This is a genomic window from Thioclava sp. PTB-PU3-1 (assembly GCF_055666785.1).
On sequence record NZ_JBVNVL010000004.1, the window covers coordinates 104,685 to 118,843 of the forward strand.

The following is a 14,159-nucleotide window of genomic DNA, read 5'->3' on the forward strand; positions in this document are numbered from 1 at the left end:
GAGATCAAGACATGGCATTCCGTCTGAAACTGGTCCCCGAGAAGACCAACTTCGACTTCTTCAAACATCAGGTCGCGACCTTCGGCTTCTCCGTCTTCATGGTGCTGGCCTCGATCGTACTGGTGCTCGTGATGGGGCTGAACCTCGGCATCGACTTCCGGGGCGGCACCACGATCCGGACCGAGGCCGATCAGACCGAGCCGGTCGACATCGGCGCCTACCGTTCGGCCATCGCGCCGCTCGATCTGGGCGACGTGCTGATCACGCAGGTTTATGACCCGAATTTCCGCGCCGATCAGAAGGTCGTCACGATCCGCATTCAGGCGCAGGACGGGCAGGAGGCGATCAGCCCCGACACCCAGGCCAAAGTGCTGGAATCGCTCAAATCGGTGAACAAGGACATCAAGATCGTCGCCACCGAGTCGATCGGCCCGAAAGTCTCGGGCGAGCTGATCTGGACCGCGATCTGGTCCGTTCTGGCCGCCGTGGCCGCAATCCTCGTCTATATCTGGCTTCGGTTCGAGTGGCAGTTCTCGGTGGGCGCGGTCGCCGCGCTGATCCATGACGTGACCGTCACGGTCGGGATCTTCGCGCTGTTCCAGATCAAGTTCGACCTGTCGATCATCGCGGCGCTGCTGACGATCCTCGGCTATTCGATCAACGATACCGTCGTCGTCTTCGACCGTCTTCGCGAGAACCTCGTGAAATACAAAAAGATGCCGCTCCGCGAAGTGATGAACCTCTCGGTCAACGAGACGCTGTCGCGTACCGTGATGACCTCGGGCACCACGCTGCTCGCTCTGATCTCGCTGCTCGTACTCGGCGGCGACGTGATCCGCAACTTCGTCTTCGCGATGACCTGGGGCGTGATCGTGGGCACCTATTCCTCGGTCTATGTCGCCAAGAACATCGTCCTGTTCATCGGGCTCGACCGCAACAAGGAGAAGAAGGACCCCTCGGAGAAGTTCTTCGACAAAACGGATGTCGCTACTGACTGAAGCCAATTTCGGGGCCTCGCTGCCGATCGACGGCTACGGGCCGGGTTTCTTCCGCGTGGCTGGTGAAGTCACGCTAGGCTCGATCTGGGTCGCGGGCCAGGAGATGGGCAGCTGGGGCGGTCTGGACGACCGCGCGCCGCTGCGTGCGCTGGCAGACAAGCTCGACGTGTTGTTCATCGGCACCGGCGAAGAGATCGCCCATCTGCCGAAGGACCTCGTGGCCGAGCTGGAGGCCGAGGGGCTGATGTGCGAGGGCATGGCGACGCCTTCGGCGGCCCGCACCTACAACGTGCTGCTGTCAGAAGGCCGCCGGGTCGGCTGCGCGCTGATCGCGATGCCGGAAAACCCCGAGACGCCTGAATGAGCATGTTGTCGGTCGAAGGGCTCGCGGTGTCGCGCGGTGGTCTCCCGGTTCTGGAAGACCTGAGCTTTTCGCTCGACGCAGGCCATGCCCTGGTGCTCCGCGGCCCCAACGGGGTCGGCAAGACGACGCTTCTGCGCACCTTGGCCGGGCTGCAACCGGCGTTGGCGGGTAGCGTCTCGATGCCGCCTGAGAGCATGGCCTATGCCGCCCATTCCGACGGGCTGAAATCGACGCTGACGGTGCGCGAGAATCTCGGCTTCTGGGCGTCGATCTATGCGACGAACGATATCGAACCGGCGCTGGAGCGGATGAACCTGCAAAGCCTCGAGACGCGGCCCGCCCATAGCCTGTCTGCCGGGCAGAAGCGCCGCCTTGGCCTTGCGCGGCTTCTCGTGACCGGCCGCCCGATCTGGGTGCTGGACGAGCCGACCGTGTCGCTCGACACCGCCTCCGTCGCGCTTTTCGCCGAGGCCGTTCGCGGCCATCTGGCGAGCGGCGGGGCCGCGCTGATCGCGACCCATATCGATCTCGGGCTAAACGAGGCCAAGGTTCTCGACCTGACGCCCTTCAAGGCCAAGACGCCGGAAGAGGGCGGGATGCAGGGCGCTTTCGACGAGGCCTTCCTATGATCGCGCGGCGCGCTATCGGCGCGGTCGGGAGCCTCCGGCGGGGATATTTGGACCAAGCCGAAAGCAGCTACGCGCTGTTTCGGATTGGCAGAAATATCCCGGGGGATGAGCGGCGCAGCCGCGAAGGGGGCAGCGCCCCCTTGGCGTCAGAAGGAGGCCGGGCATGATCGCACTTCTCATGCGAGACCTGCGCCTCGCCGTGCGCGCCGGCGGTGGCTTCGGCCTCGGGTTGGCCTTCTTCCTGATTGTGGTGACGCTGGTTCCGTTCGGGGTCGGCCCCGAGGGGAAAATCCTCGCGCGGATCGCTCCGGGTATTCTGTGGGTGGGCGCGCTTCTGGCGTGCCTGCTGTCGCTCGACCGGATCTTCGCGCTCGATTACGAGGATGGCTCGCTCGATCTGCTGGTCACCGCGCCGGTGCCGCTTGAAGGGGTCGTCTCGATCAAGGCGCTCGCGCATTGGATCACGACCGGGCTGCCGCTGGTCGTCGCAGCGCCCGTGTTCGGGATCTTGCTGCATCTGCCGCAAGGCGCGCATGTCTGGATGGTGATCTCGCTTCTTCTGGGCACGCCTGCGCTGTCGGTTCTGGGCACATTCGGGGCCGCGCTGACGGTCGGGCTGAAGCGCGGCGGTCTTTTGTTGTCGCTGCTGGTCTTGCCATTCTATGTGCCGACCCTCATCTTCGGGGCGGAGCTCGTGCGCCGTGGCGCCGAGGGGATGAACACTGAGACACCGCTTCTGATGCTGGCCGGGATCACGGCGGCGACGGTCGCGCTGGTGCCCTTCGCCTCGGCCGCCGCGATCCGCGTCAATCTGCGCTAGCGCAACGCGCGCCCGCGCCGTGATAGGAAGAGCCGTGATACACAGAGCCAACCTGGCCAGAAGGTGAGCAGAACAACAAGATGTCGATCTGGGAATACGCCAACCCCGTCAAATTCATGAAGACCACGGACAAGATCCTGCCCTGGACGGTGGGAATTGCCGCGATCACGCTGATCGTCGGGCTGGTCTGGGGCTATTTCTTCGTCCCGGCCGCCGAGAATTTCGGCGGCTCGGTGAAGGTGATCTATGTCCATGTCCCTGCCGCGATGATGGCGATCAACATCTGGGTGATGATGGTCGTGACCTCGCTGATCTGGCTTATCCGTCGCCACCATGTCTCGGCGCTGGCCGCCAAGGCCGCAGCGCCCATCGGCGCAGTGATGACGCTGATCGCGCTGATCACGGGCGCGGTCTGGGGCCAGCCGATGTGGGGCACTTGGTGGGAATGGGATCCGCGACTGACCTCGTTCCTGATCCTGTTCCTGTTCTACCTCGGCTATATCGCGCTCTGGGCTGCGGTCGAGAACCCCGACACGGCTGCCGATCTCACCGGCGTTCTCAGCCTCGTCGGCGGGGTGTTTGCCGTGCTCTCGCGCTATGCGGCGAATTTCTGGAACCAGGGGCTGCATCAGGGCGCGACGCTCTCGATGGATTCCGAGCAGCACATCGCCGATGTCTACTGGTTCCCGCTGCTTCTGTGCATGGCCGGGTTCATCTTCTTCTTCCTCGCGCTGGTGCTGATCCGCACCCGCACCGAGGTCCGCGCGCGCCGACTGGGCGCCATCCAGCAACGTGAGCGCATGGCATGAGTGATACGACCGAGCAAGGCGGCACCGTCACCGAGGGCGGCGTCGTCCTCGTGGACCCGTCCACCAAATCCTATACCGAAACCGTGAACATCGCCTGGGCCTCGACGGTCGTGCTTCTGGTGCTGATCGTCGTCGTCTCGCTGATGCGTGGCGCGAAGGTGAAACGTCAATTGGCCGAGGCCGAGGCCCGCCGGAAAGGGGGCGCACATGGTTAAGCCGCTGATGCTGTTGCCGCCGCTGATCTTCGCGGGGCTTGCGGGCGTGTTCATCTGGGGGATGACGCGCGAGGACCCGACGCAGCTGCCGACCGCTTTCGCAGGCAAGCCCGCGCCGCCGGTACAGCTTGAACCGCTGGGCGATTTCAAACCCTTCACCGATGCCGACCTGAAGGACGGTAAGGTCAAGCTGGTGAATTTCTGGGCCTCGTGGTGCGCGCCGTGCCGGGTGGAGCATCCCAATCTCGAAGCGCTCGCCGAAGAGGGTATCCCGATCTACGGGGTCAATTACAAGGACAAGCCCGTCAAGGCGCAGGGCTTCCTGAGCGAGATGGGCAACCCGTTCGCCGAGCTCGGCGCCGATCCGAACGGCAAGATGGCGCTGAACTGGGGTGTCTACGGCGTGCCAGAGACCTTCGTGATCGATGGCACGGGGAAAGTGCTCTATCGCTTTGCCGGTCCGCTGACCGAGCGCGTGATCGCCTCGGATCTGCGACCGCTCCTGAACGGCGAGACGGCCGAGAAGTAAACGGCAGGGCGCAAGCGCGCCACTGGCCCCGATCCCGATAGCTACAAAAGCAAAGGCCCCCGAACCGGGGGCCTTTCTTGTTTGGAACTTAGAACGGGATCTCGTCGTCGAAATCCGAGCGGCCACCGCCGCCACCGCCACCGGAGCCGCCCGAAGACGGGCCGCCATAGCCGCCGCCATCATCGTAGCCGCCGCCACCCGAGGACGGGCCGCCGTAGCCACCGCCACCGCCGCCTTGACCGCCGCCCGAGCCGCCAGGCCCGTCGAGCATGGTCAGTTCCGAGCGATAGGGGCGCAGCACGACTTCGGTCGAGTAGCGGTCCTGACCGTTCTGGTCCTGCCATTTGCGGGTTTCGAGCTGGCCCTCGATATAGACCTTCGAGCCTTTGCGCAGATATTGCTCTGCCACTTTCGCCAGCGGCTCCGAGAAGATCGCGACCGAATGCCATTCGGTGCGCTCCTTGCGCTCGCCGGTATTGCGGTCGCGCCACGTCTCGGAGGTGGCGATGCGCAGGTTGCACACCTTGCCGCCGTTCGAGAAGGTCCGCACCTCCGGGTCTCGGCCCAGATTGCCGACCAGAATGACCTTGTTGACGCTGCCTGCCATATTGCCTCCGCCTCGCGATTCTAGAATTGGTCCCAAAGGGTATAGAGCAGAGCCCCGCTGGAGCCTAGGGGCGAAGCTTCGCTCAACCGTGACGGAAAGCGGCGAAATCCCGCGTGCATCTTTGGTTTGAGAGCGATTTCGGCCCCGGATTTCCAACCTTGTGCCGATAGATGGCGCCGTGGGTTTGCCACAGGTCTGGACGAGCCGGACGGCACACGGGGACGAACCCCACCCGATCCGGTCGAGCAACCCTACATCCCATGAGGAGATACCCCATGAAATACCTGATGCTGATCGCCGCGAGCGCCACGATTGCCGCTGCCTCCACTCTCCCCGCTCTCGCAGAAGGTGGCGAAGGCGCCGTGGCCCCGGCGAAAGAGCAGAAGCTTTCCGCCGAGCTGAAAAATCAGGGCTACGACGTGCGCCGGATGGAAATGGAAGACGGCTATATCGAAGTCTACGCGATGAAGGACGGCAAGCGCGCCCAACTCTACTTCGATTCCAACCTCAAGCAGGTGAAGCGCTCGGGCGACAACTAATCGTCAGCGCCTTTTCGACGGGCCGGTATGATCCGGCCCGTCTTCCTCACGCCAGTCTTTCCAGAAGCAGCAGGAGGGCCCGATCATGGCCATCGAAGACGCGAGCTTTACCGATCTTCCGTCGCAGGAGACGACTCACGCAGAACCGCCGCCCGTCGGCGCGCATAGCGTATGGGACCCGTTCATCCGGGTGTTCCACTGGTCCATTGCGGGCCTCTTCACCGCCAATGCGTTTTTCACCTCGCCGAAGCACGATCTGCACCACTGGATCGGCTACACGGTCGCGGGGCTCGTGACCGCGCGCATCCTCTGGGGGCTGTTCGGCACCCGCCACGCGCGCTTCAAGGATTTCCCGCCATCGCCCACCGGCGCCCTGACGCAGCTGCGCGATATGGCGACGGGACGGCGGCACGCGCATCTGGGCCACTCGCCGCTCGGCGCGCTGATGATTTACAACCTTTTGATCACGCTTCTCGTCATTGCGGGATCGGGGTGGTTGATGACCACTGATGCCTATTGGGGCGTGAAATGGCCTCAGGAAGTGCATGAACTCGCCGTCAACTGGGCCGAAGTCTCGATCGCCGCCCATATCGCTGCCGTCGTCTTCGAAAGCCGCCGGTTGCGCGTGAACCTTGCGCGCGCGATGATCACCGGTAAGAAGGTGTTCCGCGGCAACAGAGGGTAAGCGCCGATGGCGGTTTCGCGAGAGCGAGTCTCAATCTGGACGAAAGAGGGCGCATTGGTCGCCCTCATCATATTCCAAGCCGCCTGCACATCGCTCTTCGTGGCCGACGTGTTCGACGACTTCCGCGAGGCCGGGCGTCTCTCCCTGCATCTCAACATGGAGCTTTTCGCCAATCTCGGCCTGATCGCGGGGATCGTCGTCGAGGCGGCCGTGCTTTGGGCGCTGCTGCGGCGTCAGGCGCATGCCGACCGCACGATCGGGGCTGCACAAGGCGCAATGGCCGAGATGATGAGCGCACAGTTCGACCAATGGGGGCTGACCCCCGCAGAGGCCGATGTCGCCGCGTTTACCATCAAGGGCTTCTCGGTCTCGGAGACCGCCTCTTTCCGCGGCTCCAGCGAGGCCACGGTGAAATCCCATCTCAATTCGGTCTATCGCAAGGCGGGCGTGTCCGGCCGCTCTCAGCTCGTTTCGATCTTCGTGGAGGAGCTGTTTCACGGCCCGATCAAGGCCGATGCGAAAAAGCAACAGGCGCACGCAATCTGACGCAACGGCAGCTTATCGGCGGGAGGTTGCCGAGGCGATTGGCGTTTTGCTTTAACTTTTCGCTGATTTCTCTATAGTTTGCCCCAGAATACGTGGACAGTGAGTGGTGGGGGCCGATGCGTAGAACGATCGGAATTCTCGGGCTGGCGGCGATTGCCGCGGCAGCGGTGATGGCGGGCCCAATGAGCGCCCAGGCAGAGGGGCTGCGGCTTCAGGGGAGTTCTTCGAAATCCCGCGCGATGCTGTTCCGAAACCAGACCAACATTCTCGATACCCGCGCCGCGCAGCAATACGAGCATTCCTCGCGGCTGACGCCCAAGGGCAAGCTGACCCAGACCGCCAGCGTCGAAAACGTGCCGCGCTACAACGGCAAGTATCGCGGCCAATACATGAATACCGCGAAATCGGTGGCCTCGCGCCATGGCATCCCGACCGATCTGTTCCTGCGCCTCGTGCAGCAGGAGAGCGGTTGGAACCCGCAGGCGCGCTCGCACAAGGGCGCGATGGGGCTGGCGCAGCTAATGCCCGCTACCGCACGCAAACTCGGCGTGAACCCGCGCGATCCGGCGCAGAACCTCGAAGGCGGCGCGCGCTACCTGAAGATGATGTATAATCGGTTCGGAAGCTGGCGGCTGGCGCTTGCCGCCTACAATGCGGGGCCGGAGGCCGTCGCGAAACATAACGGCATTCCGCCTTATCGCGAGACCCGGAATTATGTGCGGATCATCCTCGGCGGTTGATCCTTCGCAACTCACAAATAGAGAAAAGCCCCGCAAGATCAGCGATCTGCGGGGCTTTCTTTATGTCTTGGGTGAAGAGAGCCGCCGAAGCGGCTGATCTTACGGTATAATACGGGTGTATTTCGTGCCCGCGAGCGTCGCGCCCGCCATCAGACCGGCCTGGCCGAAGACCAGCGCAATGATCGGCGCGGTCGAGGTCAGGGTGGAGGCCGAAATCGCGCCGCCCTGATCCGGCACCGCATAGCGCGCATCCGCGCCGAGCTGCCAGCCATCGCCGCGGCGGAAGCCGGCAAGCGCCTCGGGCGTCATGAAGAACAGGGCATGGGCATATTGCTGCGCGCCGATCTGCAGACCGAAGCTCGCCGCCGCTGCCGAGTAGTAATCCACGGTCACGTTGTTGATCCGCAGCGCGCCGCGCCCGAATGCGCCACCGATGCCGAAACCCGCTTCGGTCATCAGAGGCATCCAGAGCACGCCGACCGACTTGTTCTCGAGATCGCGGGTGCCGGGGTATTTCGTCAGAAGGTAGTTCCGGGTCGCATCGACCCGCGCGTCCAACTTGGCGCTGCCTGCACTGCCCACGCCGTTGCCGCAGGCTGCAAGGCCAAGCCCCGCACCGCCCATCGCCAGAAGGGTCCGTCTGGAAAGTTTCGTCATGTCTGTCGCTCCGCTCGATATGCCCGATCTCGCGCCGGGCTGAATGGTCTTATTACGACCGCTTGGCACAATTAATAGACGAGGGAACCCGTTTTGTCACTTCTTCTTGAGCCCATTCACAGCGAAGTGGCAAGACCCTGCTTAGCCGTTACCGAGCAGCTTCGCAGCCTCCGGCGCGAAATAGGTGAGCACACCATCGCAGCCCGCGCGGCGGAAGCTCATCAGGCTTTCGAGCATGACCTTTTCATGGTCGAGCCAGCCGTTCTTCACCGCCGCCATGATCATCGCGTATTCACCCGACACCTGATAGGCGTAGGTCGGCACGCCGAACTGCTCTTTCACGCGGTGGCAGATGTCGAGATAGGGCATCCCCGGCTTCACCATCACCATATCCGCGCCTTCGGAGAGATCGCGCGCGACCAGCCGGATAGCCTCGTCGGAATTGCCGGGGTTCATCTGATAGGTCTTCTTGTCGCCCTTGAGCGCACCCGTCGCGCCCACCGCATCGCGGAACGGCCCGTAGAAGCCGGAGGCATATTTCGCGGCGTAGCTGAGGATCGTCACATCGGCATGGCCCGCGGCCTCGAGCGCCGAGCGCAGCGCCGTGATCCGCCCGTCCATCATGTCCGAGGGCCCGAGGATATCCGCCCCGGCCTCGGCCTGCGCAATCCCCATTTTCACAAGGCATTCAACGGTTTCGTCGTTGAGGATGATCCCGTCGCGCACCAGCCCGTCATGGCCGTTCGCATTGTAGGGATCGAGCGCGATATCGGTCATAATCGCGATCTCGGGCACCTCCGCCTTGATCGCGCGGATCACTCGGTTGGTGATGTTCTCGGGGTTCCAGGCCTCTTCGCAGGCCTCGGTCTTCACCGCCGGATCGGTATAGGGAAAAAGGCAGATCGCCGGGATACCAAGCTTTGCGGCCTCTTCAGCGGCGCGCACCGCACCCTCCAGCGTGCGGCGGACAACGCCCGGCATCGACGGCACCTCGACATCCGCGCCCGGCACGTCGGTGATGAAGATCGGCCAGATCATGTCCTTCACACTCAACCGGTGTTCCTGCGCGAGATCACGCAGCGCGGCAGTACGGCGCATCCGGCGCAGGCGGGTGTGGGGGAAGGGCGGAAGGATCGGGTTCATCGGCAGGCTCCTCTGGCTCGGCCAAATGGGTGCCATGGATCGGTGCCACAGGCAAGCGCGGCCGATCCGCGCGGGGTTCCGCTCGGGCCGAGGCTGGTCTATGCATCGACTTGAGGGGCCGCGACACGACGACCCGGAAGAACGAGGGCGAGGGGCTTGGAAGTTTTCGACACGATCGCGCGGCTGATCGACCTGCGCAGCTTTTCCAACTTGTGGTACTGGATCGCGCTCGCCGCAGTCTGGTCCTCCGCCTCGCATTGGGTGCTGGGCGTGCCGTGGGACATGGTGATCCGCGCGCGCCGCAAGGGCGGCGAGGCGGCCGAGGATCTCGCCGCGATGACGGCACTGAACGCGCGCAGGCTGAACCGGATCCGGCGCGATGCGGGGTTTTCGATGTCGATCTCCATTCCGTTCATGCTGAGCTTCCTGCTGATCACCGGTTTCATCTATGGCTCGGAGACGGCGCAGGCATTCGCGCTGCTGCTGGTTCCGATGATGGGGGTGTTCGGGTTGAGCCTGCGTCTGGCGCATAAACTCGACGCGGACCCAGCGCTGGCGCATGATCCGACGCTTGCGATCAAGGCGCTCTCGCGTCACCGGGTGAACGTGCAGGCGATCGGCGTCGTGGCGATCATCGTGAGCGCGCTTTGGGGAATGTATCAGAACCTTCTCGCTTCGATGCTGGTTTGACGCGCGAAGCAACTTGACACCGGCGGCAGGGCCGATACCTCGCTTGGCTATGGAGCATTTTCTTCTCTCGGGCGCCCCGGAAGGGTTCGACGCCGCCTTGCTGGCCAAAGAGCTCGCGAAGGGCAAATCGGTCATCCATGTCGCGCGCGACGATCGCCGTCTGGCGGCCATGCGCGGGGCACTTGCGTTCTTCGCGCCCGAGGCGACGGTGCTGGACTTCCCGGCTTGGGATTGTCTGCCCTATGACCGGGTCTCGCCGAATGCCGATATCTCGGCCACGCGGATGGCGACGCTGGCAGCGCTCGCCTCGGGGATGCCCGGGCCGTTCGTTCTTCTGACGACGCTCTCAGCTGCCATGCAGCGCGTGCCCGCGCGCGAGGTGCTGGCGGGTGCGAGCTTCACCGCGCAGGTCGGCAAGCGGATCAACGAGCAGGCGTTGCGCGAATTCCTCGTGCGGATGGGCTTCTCGCAGGCCTCGACCGTGTCCGAGCCCGGCGATTACGCGATCCGCGGCGGCATCATCGACATCTTCCCGCCCGGCGAGGGTGGCCCGGTGCGGCTCGACCTGTTCGGCGATGTGCTCGACGACGCGCGCGGCTTCGACCCGGTGACCCAGCGCACGACCGAGAAGCTGAAAGGCGTGGAACTGGCGCCGGTCTCCGAGGTCATCCTCGACGAGGCAGCGATCACGCGCTTCCGGCAGAACTACCGGATCGAATTCGGCTCGGGCGGTGCGGAAGATCCCCTTTATGAGGCCGTCTCGGCAGGGCGCAAACAGGCGGGGATGGAGCATTGGCTGGGCTTCTTCCATGAAAAGCTCGAGACCATCTTCGATTATCTGCCCGACGCGTCGGTGATGCTCGACGACCAGATCGCCGCGCAGCAGGAAAGCCGCTGGGAAGGGATCGCGGATCAGTACGACACGCGGCGCGAGGCGATGACCCGGCGCGACCGGCTGGACTCGGTCTACAAACCCGCCCCGCCGCAGCTTTTGTATTTGAACCCAGAGGGTTGGGAGGCGGTGTTGAAACCGCTTCGCGTTCTGCGTCTGCAGGTGATCCCGGCACCGCCCGGACCCGGCATCTTGAATGCGGGCGGGCGCGTGGGACGCAATTTCGCGCCCGAGCGCAAGGTCGAAAATGTTAGCCTGTTCAGCGCCTTGAAGGATCATGTTCAAGCGCGTCTGGCCGATGGGCCCGTAGTGATCGCTTCTTGGTCCGAGGGGGCACGTGAGCGTCTGCGCGGGTTGATGGAAGACGAAGGGCTGATCGGCGCCAAGCTGATCGGCTCTGCGCGCGAGATCGGGCCGGGAGTGAACCTCACCGTCTGGCCGCTCGACGAGGGGTTCGAAGCCCCGCGCGACGGCGTCGAGATGACCGTGATTTCCGAGCAGGACGTGCTGGGCGAACGGCTCGTCTCGAAGCCGCGACGCAAGCGCAAGGCCGAGAATTTCCTGACCGAACACACGACGCTGTCGCCCGGCGATCTGGTCGTCCATGTCGATCACGGGGTCGGCCGCTACAAGGGTCTGGAGACGGTCACGGCTCTTGGCGCGCCGCATGAATGCGTGCTGCTGGAATATGCGGGCGGAGATCGCCTCTATCTGCCGGTCGAGAATATCGAACTGCTCAGCCGTTATGGCCATGAGGAAGGCTTGCTCGACAAGCTCGGCGGGGGCGCGTGGCAGGCCAAGAAGGCCAAGCTGAAAGAGCGCATCCGCCAGATCGCCGACAAGCTGATGCGCATCGCGGCCGAGCGTCACCTGCGCAATGCGCCCATTCTGGAAGCGCCGCATCACGAGTGGGAAAGCTTCGCCGCGCGCTTCCCTTATACCGAGACCGACGACCAGATGAGCGCGATCGAGGATGTCGTGGACGATCTGAAATCGGGCACGCCGATGGATCGTCTGGTCGTGGGAGATGTGGGCTTCGGCAAGACCGAGGTCGCGATGCGCGCGGCTTTCGTGGCTGCGCAATCGGGCATGCAGGTCGCGGTGATCGCGCCGACGACGCTGCTCGCGCGCCAGCACTACAAGACCTTTGCCGAACGCTTCCGGGGCACCGCGCTGAACGTGAAGCCGCTGTCGCGTTTCGTCTCCGCCAAGGAGGCGACAAAGACCCGCGAGGGGCTGCGCGATGGCACGGTCGATATCGTGATCGGCACCCATGCGGTCTTGGCGAAATCGGTGAAATTCGCCAATCTCGGCCTGCTGGTCATCGACGAGGAGCAGCATTTCGGCGTGCAGCACAAAGAGCGCCTGAAAGAGATGCGCTCGGAAATCCATGTGCTCACGCTGACCGCGACGCCGATCCCGCGCACGCTGCAACTCTCGCTGACCGGGGTGCGCGACTTGTCGATCATCGGCACGCCACCCGTCGACCGGCTCGCGATCCGCACCTATGTCAGCGAATTTGACACCGTCACCGTGCGCGAGGCGCTGCTGCGCGAGCATTACCGGGGCGGGCAGAGCTTCTATGTCGTGCCGCGGATTTCCGATCTTCCCGAAATTGAGGAATTCCTGCAAACCCACGTGCCCGAGGTGAAATATCTCGTGGCGCATGGGCAGATGGCGGCGGGCGAGTTGGACGACCGGATGAACGCGTTTTACGATGGTAAATACGACGTTCTGCTGGCGACCACGATTGTCGAAAGCGGCCTCGACATTCCGACCGCGAACACAATGGTGATCCACCGCGCCGATATGTTCGGCCTCAGCCAACTGTACCAAATCCGGGGCCGGGTGGGCCGCGCAAAGACGCGCGCTTATTGCTACCTAACGACGAAGCCGCGAATGCCGCTGACGCCGCAGGCGCAGAAACGTCTGCGTCTGCTAGGCTCGCTCGACAGCCTCGGAGCCGGGTTCAACCTTGCAAGCCAGGACCTCGACCTGCGCGGCGCGGGCAACCTTCTGGGCGAGGAACAGTCGGGCCATATCCGCGAGGTTGGGTATGAGCTGTATCAGTCGATGCTGGAAGAGACGATCTCGAAGCTGAAATCGGGCGAGCTGACCGAGACGGCGGATGGCGACTGGTCGCCGCAGATCAATCTCGGCGTGCCGGTGATGATCCCCGACAGCTACATCCCCGATCTCGACGTGCGCCTCGGCCTATATCGTCGCCTGTCGAGCCTGACCACCAAGGTCGAGCTGGAAGGCTTCGCGGCCGAGCTGATCGATCGCTTTGGCGAGCTTCCGAAAGAGGTCAACACGCTGCTGCTGGTGGTCCGTATCAAGGCGATGTGCAAACGCGCGATGATCGCCAAGCTCGACGCCGGTCCGAAAGGGGCCACGGTCCAGTTCCACAACGACAAATTCCCGAACCCGCAAGGGCTCGTGGAATTCCTCACCGCGCAGCGCGATCTGGCCAAGGTGAAGGACAACAAGCTGGTCATTCGCCGCGACTGGAAGAACGACAAAGACAAGATCAAGGGCGCCTTCGCGATTGCCCGCGATCTCGCCGAGAAGGTTATCGAGGCGAAGAAGGCGAAGGCCTGAGCGGCTCCGCGCGGAACATCACCTGTCCGCGCGGCAGCATCCGGTCATCGCGGGTGAGGCTCCAGCCTGCCGCGTCCGCCATCGCGTAGAGCGCGGTTTCCGAGAGGTGATAGGGCGCGCGGGTCGCGTGAGTGACGACGCCGTCTTTCTGGCGGTGGCTGGTCGCAGCCTTGGGCGCGAGGAACACCGTCAGCAGCACGCATTCCAGTTGAGGAAAGCGCTGCAACCCCCTGAGGCAAAGTGCAATTGCGTCGCTCTCCAGATGCGGAAAGACGCCGAAGGCGATGGCATGGGTGATCGTGTCGGACACCCCATCAAAACCGAAATCCGCATCCTCCACCAGTTGCACAGGATCGAGCCGCTCGCGGGCATCAAGCTCCGCCGCATAGCCCGCGAGCATCAGCGCGCGCGAGGCATCCGTGCCCCAGTAATGGCCCGGCTCCAGATAGGGCACCGCCTTGCAGCCAAGCCGCAACGCGCCCGCGCCGATATCGAGAAGCACGTGATCGGGCCGCAATCCGTGATGCAGCAGCGCCGCCATCTGCGCGCGGCCCGTCTCGTCCCAGCGACCGCCCACGATGTCGCGGTGGCGCCCCTTGGCGAGCGCCTCATCGTAGAACCCGGGGCGGGCATAGGGCGAGGACATCGGGAGCGACTCAGGACCGGGGAAAGATGCGCGGGTATGCGCCCTTTGC

Annotated in this window: 17 protein-coding genes; 13 read left to right on the plus strand and 4 right to left on the minus strand. The window is 64.0% G+C overall.

The window, feature by feature from the left end; translation table 11 throughout:
• Window positions 1-11: 11 nt before the first annotated feature.
• The 7 genes from secF (at window position 12) to ACZ7GB_RS12450 (ending at window position 4,364) form a co-directional block, all read left to right on the plus strand.
• On the plus strand, window positions 12-998 hold the full coding sequence (gene secF / locus ACZ7GB_RS12420; RefSeq protein ID WP_078541011.1) for a protein translocase subunit SecF: 987 nt from the start codon (window positions 12-14) through the stop codon (window positions 996-998).
• The gene (locus tag ACZ7GB_RS12425) at window positions 982-1,362 is read left to right on the plus strand and encodes an Mth938-like domain-containing protein (protein WP_472158916.1); all 381 of its coding nucleotides are present in this window, start codon (window positions 982-984) and stop codon (window positions 1,360-1,362) included. The genes secF and ACZ7GB_RS12425 overlap by 17 nt, the downstream gene beginning before the upstream one ends.
• The gene (ccmA, locus tag ACZ7GB_RS12430) at window positions 1,359-1,991 is read left to right on the plus strand and encodes a heme ABC exporter ATP-binding protein CcmA (RefSeq protein WP_472158918.1); all 633 of its coding nucleotides are present in this window, start codon (window positions 1,359-1,361) and stop codon (window positions 1,989-1,991) included. The genes ACZ7GB_RS12425 and ccmA overlap by 4 nt, the downstream gene beginning before the upstream one ends.
• A gap of 163 nt (window positions 1,992-2,154) precedes the next feature.
• A complete protein-coding gene (ccmB, locus tag ACZ7GB_RS12435; RefSeq protein WP_078550436.1) occupies window positions 2,155-2,811 on the plus strand; it encodes a heme exporter protein CcmB in 657 nt (218 codons plus the stop codon).
• A gap of 80 nt (window positions 2,812-2,891) precedes the next feature.
• Window positions 2,892-3,620, plus strand: coding sequence for a heme ABC transporter permease (locus ACZ7GB_RS12440; RefSeq protein ID WP_078520639.1), 729 nt, complete (start codon window positions 2,892-2,894; stop codon window positions 3,618-3,620).
• Window positions 3,617-3,835, plus strand: coding sequence for a heme exporter protein CcmD (gene ccmD, locus ACZ7GB_RS12445; protein WP_078601456.1), 219 nt, complete (start codon window positions 3,617-3,619; stop codon window positions 3,833-3,835). The genes ACZ7GB_RS12440 and ccmD overlap by 4 nt, the downstream gene beginning before the upstream one ends.
• Complete coding sequence (locus ACZ7GB_RS12450) at window positions 3,828-4,364, plus strand: DsbE family thiol:disulfide interchange protein (protein WP_143594747.1); 537 nt, start codon at window positions 3,828-3,830, stop codon at window positions 4,362-4,364. Before ccmD ends, ACZ7GB_RS12450 begins: the two co-directional genes overlap by 8 nt.
• Before the next feature lie 88 nt (window positions 4,365-4,452).
• On the opposite strand, the gene ssb is transcribed toward ACZ7GB_RS12450, so the two are convergent.
• Complete coding sequence (gene ssb, locus ACZ7GB_RS12455) at window positions 4,453-4,971, minus strand: single-stranded DNA-binding protein (protein WP_472158919.1); 519 nt, start codon at window positions 4,969-4,971, stop codon at window positions 4,453-4,455.
• A 275-nt stretch (window positions 4,972-5,246) separates the two neighbouring features.
• On the opposite strand from ssb, the gene ACZ7GB_RS12460 reads away from it, so the two are divergent.
• The 4 genes from ACZ7GB_RS12460 to ACZ7GB_RS12475 all read left to right on the plus strand — a co-directional run bounded on the left by ACZ7GB_RS12460 (window position 5,247) and on the right by ACZ7GB_RS12475 (window position 7,481).
• Window positions 5,247-5,510 carry a PepSY domain-containing protein gene (locus tag ACZ7GB_RS12460; protein ID WP_158522159.1) on the plus strand — a complete coding sequence of 88 codons (264 nt, stop codon included), beginning with the start codon at window positions 5,247-5,249 and terminating at the stop codon, window positions 5,508-5,510.
• A gap of 85 nt (window positions 5,511-5,595) precedes the next feature.
• Window positions 5,596-6,195, plus strand: a complete 600-nt coding sequence (locus tag ACZ7GB_RS12465) for a cytochrome b/b6 domain-containing protein (RefSeq protein WP_078601454.1) — start codon at window positions 5,596-5,598, stop codon at window positions 6,193-6,195.
• A gap of 54 nt (window positions 6,196-6,249) precedes the next feature.
• Window positions 6,250-6,741: a helix-turn-helix transcriptional regulator gene (locus ACZ7GB_RS12470; RefSeq protein WP_232621768.1), complete on the plus strand. Its 492-nt coding sequence runs from the start codon at window positions 6,250-6,252 to the stop codon at window positions 6,739-6,741.
• Between the two features lie 116 nt (window positions 6,742-6,857).
• Window positions 6,858-7,481, plus strand: a complete 624-nt coding sequence (locus ACZ7GB_RS12475) for a lytic transglycosylase domain-containing protein (RefSeq protein ID WP_472158921.1) — start codon at window positions 6,858-6,860, stop codon at window positions 7,479-7,481.
• Window positions 7,482-7,580: 99 nt separating this feature from the next.
• Here the strand turns inward: ACZ7GB_RS12475 and ACZ7GB_RS12480 are convergent, their stop codons facing one another.
• Complete coding sequence (locus tag ACZ7GB_RS12480; protein ID WP_078520647.1) at window positions 7,581-8,138, minus strand: lipid-binding SYLF domain-containing protein; 558 nt, start codon at window positions 8,136-8,138, stop codon at window positions 7,581-7,583.
• Window positions 8,139-8,279: 141 nt separating this feature from the next.
• On the minus strand, window positions 8,280-9,281 hold the full coding sequence (gene hemB, locus ACZ7GB_RS12485; RefSeq protein ID WP_078540992.1) for a porphobilinogen synthase: 1,002 nt from the start codon (window positions 9,279-9,281) through the stop codon (window positions 8,280-8,282).
• Window positions 9,282-9,437: 156 nt separating this feature from the next.
• On the opposite strand from hemB, the gene ACZ7GB_RS12490 reads away from it, so the two are divergent.
• Window positions 9,438-9,971, plus strand: coding sequence for a hypothetical protein (locus ACZ7GB_RS12490; protein ID WP_078550422.1), 534 nt, complete (start codon window positions 9,438-9,440; stop codon window positions 9,969-9,971).
• Window positions 9,972-10,020: 49 nt separating this feature from the next.
• The gene (mfd, locus tag ACZ7GB_RS12495; protein ID WP_472158923.1) at window positions 10,021-13,464 is read left to right on the plus strand and encodes a transcription-repair coupling factor; all 3,444 of its coding nucleotides are present in this window, start codon (window positions 10,021-10,023) and stop codon (window positions 13,462-13,464) included.
• Here mfd and ACZ7GB_RS12500 read toward each other — a convergent pair.
• On the minus strand, window positions 13,436-14,110 hold the full coding sequence (locus tag ACZ7GB_RS12500; RefSeq protein ID WP_472158924.1) for a class I SAM-dependent methyltransferase: 675 nt from the start codon (window positions 14,108-14,110) through the stop codon (window positions 13,436-13,438). The genes mfd and ACZ7GB_RS12500 overlap by 29 nt on opposite strands.
• Window positions 14,111-14,159 lie beyond the last annotated feature (49 nt).